This is a genomic window from Pseudomonas sp. AMR01, assembly GCF_041946035.1.
GTDB lineage: Bacteria > Pseudomonadota > Gammaproteobacteria > Pseudomonadales > Pseudomonadaceae > Aquipseudomonas > Aquipseudomonas antarctica_B.
Genome location: NZ_JAUTYR010000004.1, coordinates 181,338 through 194,501 on the forward strand (window position 1 = coordinate 181,338; position 13,164 = coordinate 194,501).

At 58.2% G+C, this 13,164-nt stretch carries 14 protein-coding genes; 11 read left to right on the forward strand and 3 right to left on the reverse strand.

Features of this window, described 5'->3' with window-relative positions:
* Position 1: 1 nt before the first annotated feature.
* A complete protein-coding gene (gene zapE, locus Q7C20_RS05965) occupies positions 2-1,096 on the forward strand; it encodes a cell division protein ZapE (RefSeq protein WP_348055568.1) in 1,095 nt (364 codons plus the stop codon).
* Between the two features lie 130 nt (positions 1,097-1,226).
* Here the strand turns inward: zapE and Q7C20_RS05970 are convergent, their stop codons facing one another.
* A complete protein-coding gene (locus Q7C20_RS05970; protein WP_375066447.1) occupies positions 1,227-2,147 on the reverse strand; it encodes a GlxA family transcriptional regulator in 921 nt (306 codons plus the stop codon).
* 221 nt (positions 2,148-2,368) lie between these two features.
* On the opposite strand from Q7C20_RS05970, the gene Q7C20_RS05975 reads away from it, so the two are divergent.
* Positions 2,369-3,505, forward strand: a complete 1,137-nt coding sequence (locus tag Q7C20_RS05975) for an acyl-CoA dehydrogenase family protein (RefSeq protein WP_375066249.1) — start codon at positions 2,369-2,371, stop codon at positions 3,503-3,505.
* A 114-nt stretch (positions 3,506-3,619) separates the two neighbouring features.
* On the opposite strand, the gene Q7C20_RS05980 is transcribed toward Q7C20_RS05975, so the two are convergent.
* Positions 3,620-4,660 (reverse strand): NADP(H)-dependent aldo-keto reductase, encoded by a 1,041-nt coding sequence (locus tag Q7C20_RS05980; protein ID WP_375066251.1) that lies wholly within the window; start codon positions 4,658-4,660, stop codon positions 3,620-3,622.
* Positions 4,661-4,908: 248 nt separating this feature from the next.
* Between Q7C20_RS05980 and rplM the strand changes: the two genes are divergently transcribed.
* The 8 genes from rplM (at position 4,909) to Q7C20_RS06020 (ending at position 10,708) form a co-directional block, all read left to right on the forward strand.
* Complete coding sequence (gene rplM / locus Q7C20_RS05985) at positions 4,909-5,337, forward strand: 50S ribosomal protein L13 (protein ID WP_003171742.1); 429 nt, start codon at positions 4,909-4,911, stop codon at positions 5,335-5,337.
* 14 nt (positions 5,338-5,351) lie between these two features.
* Positions 5,352-5,744: a 30S ribosomal protein S9 gene (rpsI, locus tag Q7C20_RS05990; RefSeq protein WP_003216038.1), complete on the forward strand. Its 393-nt coding sequence runs from the start codon at positions 5,352-5,354 to the stop codon at positions 5,742-5,744.
* Positions 5,745-6,010: 266 nt separating this feature from the next.
* Positions 6,011-6,607, forward strand: coding sequence for a ubiquinol-cytochrome c reductase iron-sulfur subunit (petA, locus tag Q7C20_RS05995; protein ID WP_078740713.1), 597 nt, complete (start codon positions 6,011-6,013; stop codon positions 6,605-6,607).
* Positions 6,607-7,818, forward strand: a complete 1,212-nt coding sequence (locus Q7C20_RS06000; protein ID WP_032877803.1) for a cytochrome bc complex cytochrome b subunit — start codon at positions 6,607-6,609, stop codon at positions 7,816-7,818. The genes petA and Q7C20_RS06000 overlap by 1 nt, the downstream gene beginning before the upstream one ends.
* Positions 7,818-8,597, forward strand: coding sequence for a cytochrome c1 (locus tag Q7C20_RS06005; RefSeq protein WP_348062689.1), 780 nt, complete (start codon positions 7,818-7,820; stop codon positions 8,595-8,597). Before Q7C20_RS06000 ends, Q7C20_RS06005 begins: the two co-directional genes overlap by 1 nt.
* A gap of 148 nt (positions 8,598-8,745) precedes the next feature.
* Entirely contained in the window at positions 8,746-9,363 is a 618-nt protein-coding gene (locus Q7C20_RS06010; RefSeq protein WP_375066259.1) for a glutathione S-transferase N-terminal domain-containing protein, read from the forward strand.
* A gap of 17 nt (positions 9,364-9,380) precedes the next feature.
* Positions 9,381-9,800 carry a ClpXP protease specificity-enhancing factor gene (locus Q7C20_RS06015; protein WP_375066261.1) on the forward strand — a complete coding sequence of 140 codons (420 nt, stop codon included), beginning with the start codon at positions 9,381-9,383 and terminating at the stop codon, positions 9,798-9,800.
* Positions 9,801-9,958: 158 nt separating this feature from the next.
* Positions 9,959-10,708: a FadR/GntR family transcriptional regulator gene (locus Q7C20_RS06020; protein ID WP_348062481.1), complete on the forward strand. Its 750-nt coding sequence runs from the start codon at positions 9,959-9,961 to the stop codon at positions 10,706-10,708.
* Positions 10,709-10,833: 125 nt separating this feature from the next.
* Here the strand turns inward: Q7C20_RS06020 and Q7C20_RS06025 are convergent, their stop codons facing one another.
* Positions 10,834-11,991, reverse strand: a complete 1,158-nt coding sequence (locus tag Q7C20_RS06025) for a phospholipase (RefSeq protein WP_375066263.1) — start codon at positions 11,989-11,991, stop codon at positions 10,834-10,836.
* A 237-nt stretch (positions 11,992-12,228) separates the two neighbouring features.
* Between Q7C20_RS06025 and kdgD the strand changes: the two genes are divergently transcribed.
* Positions 12,229-13,140: a 5-dehydro-4-deoxyglucarate dehydratase gene (gene kdgD / locus Q7C20_RS06030; protein ID WP_375066265.1), complete on the forward strand. Its 912-nt coding sequence runs from the start codon at positions 12,229-12,231 to the stop codon at positions 13,138-13,140.
* Positions 13,141-13,164 lie beyond the last annotated feature (24 nt).

Below are 13,164 nucleotides of genomic sequence, written 5' to 3' on the forward strand. Positions count from 1 at the left end.
TATGACGCCCCTAGAACGATATCAAGCTGATCTGAAACGCCCTGAATTCTTCCATGACGCGGCCCAGGAAAACGCCGTACGTCATTTGCAGCGCCTGTACGACGATTTGGTCGCGGCCTCGCAAAGCAAGCCAGGGATGTTCAGCAAGCTGTTTGGCAAGAAAGACCACACCCCGGTCAAAGGCCTGTACTTCTGGGGCGGCGTGGGTCGAGGCAAGACTTACCTGGTCGACACCTTCTTTGAAGCGCTGCCGTTCAAGGAGAAGGTGCGGACCCACTTCCACCGCTTCATGAAGCGCGTGCACGAAGAGATGAAGACGCTGCCGGGCGAGAAAAATCCGCTGACCATTATCGCCAAGCGCTTCTCCGACGAAGCGCGGGTGATTTGCTTCGATGAGTTCTTTGTCTCCGACATCACCGACGCCATGATCCTCGGCACCTTGATGGAAGAGCTGTTCAAGAATGGCGTGACCCTGGTCGCCACCTCGAACATCGTGCCCGACGGTTTGTACAAGGACGGCCTGCAACGCGCGCGCTTCCTGCCGGCCATCGCGCTGATCAAGCAGAACACCGACATCGTTAACGTCGACAGCGGTGTCGACTACCGTTTGCGTCACCTTGAGCAAGCGGAGCTGTTCCACTTCCCGCTGAACGAAGCGGCGCATGAAAGCCTGAAAAAGAGCTTCCGCGCGCTGACGCCGGAATGCACGAAGGCGGTGGAAAACGACAAGTTGATGATCGAGAACCGCGAAATCATTGCGCTGCGTACCTGCGATGACGTGGCCTGGTTCGAGTTTCGCCAACTGTGCGACGGCCCGCGTAGCCAGAACGACTACATCGAACTCGGCAAGATCTTCCACGCGGTGATCCTGAGTGGCGTAGAGCAGATGAGCGTCACCACCGACGACATCGCGCGGCGCTTTATCAACATGGTCGACGAGTTCTACGACCGTAACGTGAAGCTGATCATCTCGGCGGAAGTCGAGCTCAAGGACCTCTACACGGGCGGTCGCTTGAACTTTGAATTCCAGCGCACGCTGAGCCGTTTGCTCGAAATGCAATCCCACGAATTCCTGTCGCGCGGCCACAAGCCCTAAGAACGCCGCAAATCAAAATGTGGGAGCGGGCTTGCTCGCGAAAGCGGAGTGTCAGTCACCGAATGTATTGACTGATCCACCGCATTCGCGAGCAAGCCCGCTTTCACATTGATTTGTGTGCGCTTGAGGGTTATGCAGCCTGCTGGAACTGCTGGCGGTATTGGTTGGGTGACAGTTCGGTGTGCTGCCTGAACAGCCGCGCGAAGAAGCTCGCATCGTCGTAACCCACCTCATAACTGATGGTCTTGATGCTCTTGCGGCTGCCCGAGAGCAGGCCTTTTGCTGTTTCGATGCGCAGGCGTTGCAGGTAGTGCAGAGGCTTGTCGCCCGTCGCTGTCTGGAAGCGGCGCATGAAGTTACGGATGCTCATACCGTGTTCCCGCGCGACGTCTTCAAAACGGAACTTGTCGGCGAAATGCTCTTCGAGCCAATGCTGGATCTGCAGGATGATCACATCTTGGTGCAGCTTCTGCCCGCCGAAACCGATGCGGCCCGGCGCGTAGCTGCGCTGCACTTCGTAGAGAATGTCGCGGGCCACCGCCTGTGCGATGTTGGCGCCGCAGAAGCGTTCGATCAGGTAGATGTAGAGGTCGCACGCCGAGGTGGTGCCGCCGGCGCAATACAGGTTGTCGGCGTCGGTAAGGTGCTTGTCCTGGTTGAGCTGGACCTTGGGGAAACGTTCGCTGAAGGCATTGAAGAAACGCCAGTAGGTGGTCGCCTCCTTGCCATCGAGCAAGCCCGCTTCAGCCAGCCAGAACACCCCGGTGGCTTCGCCGCAGAGCACAGCGCCGCGTGCGTGTTGTTCACGCAGCCAGGGCAGCACTTGCGGGTAGCGGGTGCAGAGGGCGTCGAAGTCGTCCCAGAAGGCCGGTAGCACGATGATGTCGGCATCTTCCAGGCCGCCGTCCACCGGTATGATCACGTCGCTGAAGCTGCACACTGACTGCCCGTCGGGGCTGACCAGGCGCGTTTCGAACGCTGGCGTCAGGCCCAGGCCTTGTTGCTTGCCGTAACGCAGGCTGGCTAAGTGGAAGAAATCCTTGGCTTGCATGAGGGTAGAAGCGAATACCCGATCAATGGCCAAAATGCTGACGCGCCGCAACGGCGTAGAGATTTGGTTAGACATAATTTCATTTATTCTTATAGGGGAAAGTGGTCACCAGACGGCTGGATCGTCTTATTTTTTGTCGCATGTGTCCAGTGTCCCGTGACGTCATCGCGGCATAGGCTCTGTGGGCTCGCTCTTGTCCGACAATGCCATGCAGGTGACCCATGATCTCCAGAACCTTGTTCAGCTCTGAGCACGAGCTCTTTCGCGAGAGCGTGCGCACCTTCCTCGAGAAACACGCCGTGCCGTTCCATGGGCAATGGGAAAAACAGGGCTATGTCGACCGTGGGTTGTGGAGCAAGGCGGGGGAGGCGGGGATGCTGTGTTCCCATCTGCCGGAAGAATACGGCGGCCTGGGCGCGGACTTTTTGTACAGCGCGGTGGTGATCGAGGAGATTGGCCGCATGGGCCTGACCGGTATCGGTTTCTCCCTGCATTCGGACATCGTCGCGCCGTACATCCTGCATTACGGCAGCGAAGCGTTGAAGCACAAGTACCTGCCCAAATTGATCTCCGGCGAGATGGTCACGGCGATTGCGATGACCGAGCCGGGCGCCGGCTCTGACCTGCAAGGCGTGAAAACCACGGCGGTGCTGGACGGCGATGAGTACGTGATCAACGGCTCGAAAACCTTCATTACCAACGGCTACCTTGCCGAGCTGGTGATCGTCGTCGCCAAGACCGATCCCAAGGCCGGCGCCAAGGGCACCAGCCTGTTTCTGGTGGAGGCCGACACGCCGGGCTTCGACAAGGGCAAGCGGCTGGAGAAGGTCGGCATGAAAGCCCAAGACACCTCCGAGCTGTTCTTTCAGGACATGCGCGTGCCCAAGGAAAACCTGCTGGGCCAGGCCGGTATGGGTTTCGCTTACTTGATGCAGGAGCTGCCCCAGGAGCGCTTGAGCGTGGCAATCGGTGCTGTGTCTTCTGCCGAGGCGGCGTTGCAGTGGACCCTGGAATACACCCGTGAGCGCAAGGCGTTCGGCAAGGCGATTGCGGATTTCCAGAACACCCGGTTCAAGTTGGCGGAGATGGCCACCGAGATTCAGATTGGCCGTGTGTTCGTCGATAAGTGCATGGCCTTGCACCTGGAGGGCAAGCTGGATGTGCCCACGGCGGCGATGGCCAAGTACTGGGCCACGGACCTGCAATGCAAGGTGCTTGATGAGTGCGTGCAGTTGCACGGCGGTTACGGCTTTATGTGGGAATACTCGATTGCGCGGGCCTGGGCGGATGCGCGGGTGCAGCGGATTTATGCGGGGACCAATGAAATCATGAAGGAAATTATTGCGCGGGCGCTTTGATTGGATGGTGCTTTGGAGGGCGCCATCGCAGGCAAGCCAGCTCCCACATTTGACAGTGTTCACACATCAAAAAGGTGGGAGCTGGCTTGCCTGCGATAGCTATCTAAAGATCAATCAAGGCGCTGGATTTGGATGATCCTTCTGAATCGCCTCAATCCCTTCCAGTACCTCTTTCGACAGCTTCAGATCAGCACTGGCAATGTTGCTATCCAACTGCTCAAGCGACGTGGCACCAATGATATTGCTGGTCACAAACGGCTGCTGCGTCACGAACGCCAGTGCCATCTGCGCCGGGTCCAAGCCATGCTCCCGCGCCAGTGCCACATAACGGCTGCACGCCGCTTCCGACTGCGGGTTGAAGTAACGGCTGAAGCGGCTGTATTCGGTCAGACGAGCGTTGGCCGGGCGTGCGCCGTTTTCGTATTTGCCGCTGAGCATGCCGAACGCCAGGGGCGAATAAGCCAGCAAACCGCACTGTTCACGAATCGCGACTTCCGCCAAGCCCACTTCAAAGCTGCGGTTGAGCAGGTTGTAGGGGTTCTGGATCGACACCGCGCGAGTCCAGCCACGGGCTTCGGCCAGGGCCAGGAACTTCATGGTGCCCCACGGGGTTTCGTTGGACAGGCCGATGTGGCGGATCTTGCCGGCTTTCACTTGTTCGTCCAGCGCTTCGAGGGTCTCTTCCAGTGGCGTGAGGTCCTCTTCGTCCTTGTGCTTGTAGCTCAGCTGGCCGAAGAAGTTGGTGCTGCGCTCAGGCCAGTGCAGTTGGTAGAGGTCGATCCAGTCGGTTTGCAAGCGCTTGAGGCTGGAATCCAGCGCTTCGACGATGTGCTTGCGGTTGTGGCGCAGGTGGCCATCACGGATGTAGTCGATGGTGTTGCCGGGGCCGGCGATCTTGCTGGCGAGGATCCAGTCGGCGCGGTCGCCACGGCTTTTGAAGTAATTGCCGATATAACGCTCGGTGGTGGCGTAGGTGTCGGCCTTGGGCGGCACCGGGTACATTTCTGCCGTGTCGAGGAAGTTGATCCCTGCGGCCTTGGCCCGTTCGATTTGTGCGAAGGCCTCTGCCTCGCTGTTCTGCTCGCCCCAGGTCATGGTGCCCAAGGCTATCGCGCTCACGTTCAGATCGGTACGGCCCAGCTGTCGATAATCCATCGGGTACTCCTTCGGGGAAAACAATCATAAAAGCAGGTTGAATTTTTTTTCGCAATCTGCATAATTGCCCACCTCTTTCTGCAGTGGAAGTGATGCGCCGTCTGCCGAAGAATCTTGCCGTTGAACGGACGCGCTGACCCGAGCCCCCGATAGCGTCTGTATCCGGCTGCCTTTGACTTGTCAAAGTACGCACTATTCAGTAAGATCCGCCGTCTAATTTACAGGGCGGCCCCTGAGGCTATTAAAGAATGACAACTTTTACTGCAAAACCGGAAACAGTTCAGCGCGACTGGTTTGTCGTCGACGCCGCTGGTCAGACCCTGGGTCGTCTGGCCACTGAAGTCGCCAGCCGTCTGCGTGGCAAGCACAAGCCTGAGTACACCCCTCACGTTGACACCGGTGACTACATCGTCATCATCAACGCTGAGCAGGTACGTGTTACCGGCAACAAAGCGCAAGACAAAATGTACTACCGTCACTCCGGTTTCCCAGGCGGTATCAAGTCTTCGAACTTCGAAGGTCTGATTTCCAAGAAGCCTGAAGCCCCGATCGAAATCGCGGTCAAAGGCATGCTGCCTAAGGGCCCACTGGGTCGCGATATGTTTCGCAAGCTGAAAGTCTATGCGGGCGCTGTACACCCTCATGCTGCTCAGCAGCCCCAAGAACTGAAGTTTTAACGGAATAGTTCATTATGTCGGCGACTCAAAATTACGGCACTGGCCGTCGCAAAACCGCAACCGCACGCGTTTTCCTGCGTCCGGGCACTGGTAACATCTCGATCAACAACCGCACTCTGGAAAATTTCTTCGGTCGCGAAACTGCCCGCATGGTAGTTCGTCAGCCGCTGGAACTGACCGAGACTGTTGAGAAGTTCGACATCTACGTCACCGTTATCGGTGGCGGTGTAAGTGGTCAAGCTGGCGCAATCCGCCACGGTATCACTCGCGCTCTGATGCAGTACGACGAAACCCTGCGTGGCGCTCTGCGCAAAGCTGGCTTCGTAACTCGCGATGCTCGTGAAGTTGAACGTAAGAAAGTCGGTCTGCGTAAAGCGCGTAAGCGTCCGCAGTACTCGAAGCGTTAATTCGCTTTACGTTCTACAAAAACGCCCAGCCTCCTCACGGAGCTGGGCGTTTTTTATTGCCTGCGATTTATGCACAAATTTCGCCGTGACAACTTGCCACATCCGTAGACGCCCTATACTACAAGGCCTGGAGGCCGAGGCTCGGGCAATTCCCTTGTCATTCGTGGGGCTTTTCATTACCATCCGACAAAATTTTTATAAGTAAAGATTCAACACTTAGTAGACGCCTGATTTAACAGGCCAAAAAGCTGATGGGAGAGGACTGAATGAGCAATGACGGCGTGAATGCAGGCCGGCGTCGCTTCTTGGTAGCAGCCACATCCGTGGTGGGTGCTGCAGGAGCGGTGGGGGCTGCGGTCCCGTTCGTGGGGTCATGGTTTCCCAGTGCCAAGGCGAAAGCCGCAGGTGCACCGGTGAAGGTGAATGTCAGCAAGATCGACCCAGGCCAGCAAATGATTGCTGAGTGGCGCGGTCAGCCCGTATTCATCGTTCGTCGTACCGAGGAAATCCTGGGGAATCTGAAGAAAATCGAGGGGCAACTGTCTGACCCCGATTCAAAGAATTCCGACCAACCCGCTTACGTCGACAAGGAAGTTCGCTCGATCAAGCCAGAAATCTTGCTGCTGATCGGTATCTGCACCCACTTGGGTTGCTCGCCTACCTTCCGCCCGGAAGTTGCTCCAGCAGACCTTGGCAAGGACTGGGTCGGTGGCTATTTTTGCCCTTGCCACGGCTCTCACTACGACCTCGCCGGCCGCGTCTACAAGTCGCAACCCGCACCCTTGAACCTGCCAGTTCCGCCACATCACTACGAGACTGACGATGTCATTGTCATTGGCGTAAACGAGGGGGAGAAAGCCTGATGAGCAAGTTCATGGATTGGGTGGATGCGCGTTTCCCCGCTACCAAAATGTGGGAAGACCACCTCAGCAAATATTACGCGCCCAAAAACTTCAACTTCTTCTACTTCTTTGGCTCGCTGGCCCTGCTGGTGCTGGTCAACCAGATCGTCACCGGTGTCTGGCTGACGATGAGTTACACGCCGTCTGCGGAAGAAGCGTTCGCCTCCGTCGAATACATCATGCGTGACGTCGAGTACGGCTCGATCCTGCGCCTGCTGCACTCCACCGGCGCGTCGGCGTTCTTCATCGTCGTCTATATGCACATGTTCCGTGGCCTGCTCTACGGCTCGTACCAGAAGCCGCGCGAGTTGGTGTGGGTGTTCGGCATGCTGATCTACCTGGCGCTGATGGCCGAAGCCTTCATGGGTTACCTGCTGCCGTGGGGCCAGATGTCGTACTGGGGCGCCCAGGTGATCATCTCGCTGTTTGGCGCGATCCCGGTGATCGGCAACGACCTGACCCAGTGGATTCGTGGTGACTACCTGATCTCCGGCATCACCCTGAACCGCTTCTTCGCCTTGCACGTGGTGGCCTTGCCCATCGTGATTCTGGGCCTGGTGGTGTTGCACATTCTGGCACTGCACGAAGTGGGTTCGAACAACCCGGATGGTGTGGATATCAAGAAGCACAAGGACGAGAACGGCATCCCGCTCGATGGCATTCCGTTCCACCCGTACTACACCGTCAAAGACATCGTCGGCGTGGTCGTGTTCTTGTTTGTGTTCTGCTCGATCGTGTTCTTTTTCCCGGAAATGGGCGGGTACTTCCTGGAGAAGCCTAACTTCGAGCAGGCCAACGCCTTCAAGACGCCCGAGCACATTGCCCCGGTCTGGTACTTCACGCCGTTCTACGCGATCTTGCGGGCTATCCCCGACAAGCTCATGGGCGTGATTGCCATGGGCGCAGCGATTGCGGTGCTGTTCGTGTTGCCTTGGCTCGACCGCAGCCCGGTCAAGTCCATGCGCTACAAAGGCTGGCTGAGCAAGATCTGGCTGTGGGTGTTCTGCATTTCGTTCGTGATCCTGGGCGTGCTGGGCGTTCTGGCGCCGACCCCTGAGCGTACGTTGTTGTCGCAGGTTTGCACCTTCCTGTACTTCGCCTACTTCATTCTGATGCCGTTCTACACCCGGCTCGAGAAGACCAAACCGGTACCGGAAAGGGTGACTGGCTGATGAAAAAATTATTCGTAGCATTGATGCTTGCGGCCCTGCCGCTACTGTCCTTCGCCGCCGAGCACGGCGCGGAGTTGGAAAAAGTCGACATTGACGTCTCCGACAAAGCTGCCATGCAGGATGGGCTGCGTACCTTCACCAACTATTGCATGGGCTGCCACAGCGCCAAGTTCCAGCGCTATGAGCGTGTGGCAGATGACCTGGGCATCCCCCATGACGTGATGCTCAGCCATTCGGTGTTCACCGGCGCCAAGATCGGCGACCACATGACCATCGGCATGCAACCGGCTGACGCCAAGACCTGGTTCGGTGCCGCACCGCCAGACCTGACGTTGGTGGCGCGCGTGCGCGGTACCGATTGGCTCTACGGTTACCTGAAATCCTTCTACGAAGACCCTGCGCGCCCCTATGGCGTGAACAACAAAGTCTTCCCGAACGTCGGTATGCCTAACGTTCTGGTCGGCCTGCAGGGGCGCCAAGTGGTAGGATGCAAGCAGGTTCAGGTCGTTGAAGACGGCAAGAAGCAATATGACCCGTTGACCGGCACGCCTTTGACTCATGAAGCGTGCGATCAACTGACCATCGTGCCCAAGACCGGCACGCTGAATGAAGAGCAGTTCGACGAGAAGGTAAAAAATCTCGTGACCTTCCTGGCCTACTCGGCCAACCCGGTCAAATTGCAGCACCAGCGCATCGGTACGTACGTCTTGCTTTACCTGGCTTTCTTCTTTGTATTCGCCTATCTGCTCAAACGCGAATACTGGAAGGATGTGCATTGATCCAACCGTAAGCAATTGCTGTTAATCTTGCGCGCCCAGCGGCATCTCTGAACACGTAGCGGTCGGGTTTTCCTGACGCTGCAGAGATGCTCTCTGGGCGCGCTCGTTTTTGAGCTTTCGATAATTTCAACAAGCGAGGAGGACCGCCATGGGCGTGACCAACCGGTTGGCCTGTTACTCCGACCCCGCCGACCACTATTCCCACCGAGTACGCATCGTGCTCGCAGAGAAGGGTGTCAGCGCCGAGATCATCAGTGTGGAGGTGGGTCGTCATCCGCCGAAACTGATCGAAGTGAACCCTTACGGCAGCTTGCCCACCCTGGTCGATCGCGACCTGGCGTTGTGGGAGTCAACCGTGGTGATGGAATACCTGGATGAGCGTTACCCGCATCCGCCTTTGCTGCCGGTGTACCCGGTGGCGCGTGCCAACAGCCGCCTGCTGATCCATCGGATCCAGCGTGACTGGTGCGGGCTGGTGGATGTGATTCTGGATTCACGCAGTAAAGAAGCGGCACGTGTTGTGGCGCGCAAGGAATTGCGCGAGAGCCTCACCGGTGTTTCGCCGCTGTTCGCCGACAAGCCTTTTTTCCTCAGCGAGGAACAAAGCTTGGTGGATTGCTGCCTATTACCCATACTCTGGCGCTTGCCGATTCTGGGTATTGAACTGCCGCGGCCGGCCAAGCCGTTGCTTGATTATATGGAGCGCCAGTTTGCGCGTGAGGCTTTCCAGGCGAGTCTGTCTGGTGTCGAACGCGATATGCGCTAAGGCTTAAGGAGCCGCTGATGAAGTCCAGTCGACCCTACCTGCTCCGCGCGCTCTATGAGTGGATTGTGGACAACGATTGCACCCCGCACATGCTGGTCAACTCTGAATTTCCCAAGGTTGACGTGCCGCAGGGTTTTGCCAGTGATGGGCAGATCGTGCTGAACGTGTCACCCAGTGCCGTGCGTCACCTGCACATGGACAACGAAGCGGTGAGCTTCGAAGGGCGTTTCGGCGGTGTGCCGCATACGCTGTTTGTGCCCATTGGCGCCATCCTCGGCATTTATGCCCGGGAGAACGGTCAGGGCATGGTGTTTGATCTGGAGTCGCCTTTCGAGGAGGACGAAGCGATCGAAGGCGAAGACGGTGATGACGTGCCGCCACCCGATGCCGAGCCACCGCGCCCAAGCGGTCGGCCGAGCCTGAAAGTGGTGAAGTAACCGGCTTTTACCCTCGGGTAAGCCTCAAAAATGCCTCGGCCTGTGCCGGGGCATTTTTTTGCGCGCTGGATGTGGATGAAAGTCGTGTCAGAACGGTGATCGTACAACCGCCATGGGCTATGATGCCCCCTCAAGTTCGCCGAGAAAGATGATTCATCATGGAAAACGCCAACACTGTCCCTCGTCTTCCCCGCAAGCGCCGCAGCCTTGCCCAGGAATTGGTCACGGTGTTGTCCGAGCAGATCCGCGACGGCCAGCTCAAGCGGGGCGACAAACTGCCCACCGAGTCGGCGATCATGGAGGCCCATGGGGTCAGCCGCACCGTGGTGCGTGAAGCCATCTCGCGCTTGCAGGCGGCGGGGCAGGTCGAAACCCGCCACGGCATCGGTACCTTTGTGTTGGACACGCCAAGCCCGAGCGGCTTCCGGATTGACCCGGCCACGGTGGTGACGTTGCGTGATGTGTTGGCGATTCTGGAACTGCGTATCAGCCTTGAAGTGGAGTCCGCCGGGCTTGCTGCCTTGCGTCGTAGCGATGAACAGCTGGCTGCGATGCGCGCGGCCCTTGATGCATTGAACGAAAGCGCTGCCCATGCCGGCGACGCCGTCGCATCAGATTTCGCGTTCCATCTGGAAATTGCGCTGTCCACCGGCAACCGCTACTTCACCGACATCATGACTCACCTGGGCACCAGCATCATTCCGCGCACCCGCCTGAACTCGGCACGCCTGGCCCATGATGACCAGCAGCACTACATGAGTCGCCTGAGCCGCGAGCACGAAGAGATTTATGAGGCGATTGCCCGCCAGGATTCGGACGCAGCACGCGCGGCCATGCGCCTGCACTTGACCAACAGCCGTGAACGGCTGCGCCACGCCCATGAAGAGGCAGAAGCGCAACGTAACTGAAGACAGCGCAGATCCAGTGTGGGAGCTGGCTTGCCTGCGATGCAGGCACCTCGGTGCTTCAGTGAAACTGAGGTGATGCTATCGCAGGCAAGCCAGCTCCCACAGTTGATTGTTGTTGGCTTGGGTTAGCCAGCAGGCTGGTTGGGCTTGTAGTCCTTGAGCAGCAGATACGTACTCCACCCCCACCAATCATTCGTCCAGTGCTTGTCGTTCAGGTCATTCACGTCCTTGCGACGCAGTACCTTGTCACCCTCCATCTTGAACAACGGCGAGAAGTGATTCGCCGGGTTCTGCGCGGCGCTCAGGTCCGGCACATACAGCGGCGCCTTGAAGCTGGCCGGGGAGGGCGCGACGCCGCTGATGAAGGTTTCGAAGATTTCATCCGCCGACGCCTGCACCGCACGTTTGACCTGCACTCGATTGGCCGCGTCGATGCTGTCGAAGTAGCGTTTATCGCCGTAGGCATGCCATTGATCACCCATGGCATTGCGCACCTTGAGCCCGAACTTGCTGTCTTCATCGTGCATGAAGCGGCTGATCAGCGAACCCAGTTCGCCCGGCGTCACCACGGCGGCCAATTGTTTGCGCGGCACGCGCAGGTGGCCAGCGGAAAACAGGTCGGTTAAAAAGTGATCAGCAAAGCTGTTCATGGCGTAAGCCAATTCCAGTGCCTGATCGGTGCCGGTTTGATGGGCCACCACCGCCTGTTGCAGCGCCGCCGTATGGCCGGCCAGGTACGCCGACAGTGCCCATTCACCGAAGTGGTCGGCGTTGTCCGCCGCCAATTTCAAGTAACGACCCAGCGGGATCAACCCCGACACCGCACTGCCACCGCCGGTGATGCGGTTCCATTCTTCCGACAACGTATCACCCAGCGCGTCGTACGCTTCGTGAGGCTGCTTGCCGTCGTTGATGGCCTGGTTGACCGCGTTGATCTCCTTTTGCATCACCGCGAGGATCTTCTTCGCTTCCTCCCGCGAGGCCGGCAGCACGGCCAGCGTATTAAACGCAGCATTGAAACGTTGCACGCGGTCGGCGGGGGAGGCGCCATCACTGATGGGCTGCCCGGGAATGCCATAAAAATCACCGCCCAGCGCGATCACTTGGCCGTAGGTCAGCGCCAGGCCGTTGGGCAGGTGCAGTTCAACCTGGTGCGCGGGAATCGCCGGTGCGTCTTTGCCAAAACGCAGCAGCGTGTCATCACCGATGGCCGTGTGTTCAGCGCCTTCAAAGCGCAGGGTGGGTGGGGTTTTTTCGGGTGCAGCGAGTTCAAGACCTGACATGTTAGCTCCTTGCTATGTCGTAGGAATCTTTCTTAATAACTGTATGTATATACAGTTATGGCGAGCATAAAGGAAAAACCTCCTACGTCAAGAAACCCGGTTTCAACGTCGCGCGGAACATGAAGCAATTGATGAATTGCAGTTGACGAATCTTTTTATAGTTGTACGATGACGTACGACATCAACAAACCAACAATAATCTTTCGACAGAAAGTTTTCGCCCAGGGTGTTCGAATAATGAATCCACAAGAACTGAAGTCCATCCTTTCCCACGGTCTGCTGTCTTTCCCGGTGACCGATTTCAATGCCCAAGGTGACTTCCACCAGGCGGGCTACATCAAGCGTCTGGAATGGCTGGCCCCTTACGGCGCTACCGCGCTGTTCGCTGCCGGCGGCACCGGTGAGTTTTTCTCCCTGGCTGCCAGCGAATACTCCCAAGTGGTGAAGACCGCTGTTGATACCTGCGCCACCAGCGTGCCGATCCTTGCCGGTGTGGGCGGTTCGACTCGCCAGGCTATCGAGTACGCCCAGGAAGCCGAACGCCTCGGCGCCAAAGGCCTGCTGCTGCTGCCGCACTACCTCACCGAAGCCAGCCAGGACGGCGTTGCCGCCCACGTGGAAGCTGTGTGCAAGTCGGTCAAGATTGGCGTGGTGGTTTACAACCGCAACGTCTGCCGCCTGACCGCGCCACTGCTGGAACGCCTGGCTGAACGCTGCCCTAACCTGATCGGCTACAAGGATGGCCTGGGCGACATCGAGTTGATGGTGTCGATTCGTCGCCGCCTCGGTGATCGTTTCAGCTACCTCGGCGGCCTGCCGACTGCAGAGGTTTACGCCGCTGCCTACAAGGCCCTGGGCGTGCCGGTGTACTCCTCGGCGGTGTTCAACTTCATCCCGAAAACTGCGATGGACTTCTACCACGCGATTGCGCAGGACGATCACGCCACTGTCGGCAAGATCATCGACAACTTCTTCCTGCCTTACCTCGACATCCGTAACCGCAAGGCTGGTTATGCCGTGAGCATCGTCAAGGCGGGCGCCAAAATCGCCGGCTGCGACGCAGGCCCGGTGCGTACCCCGCTGACCGACCTGCTGCCGGAAGAATACGAAGCACTGGCCGCGCTGATCGACAAGCAAGGTCCGCAGTAACTTATCAACAAGGCCGCTGAGAGA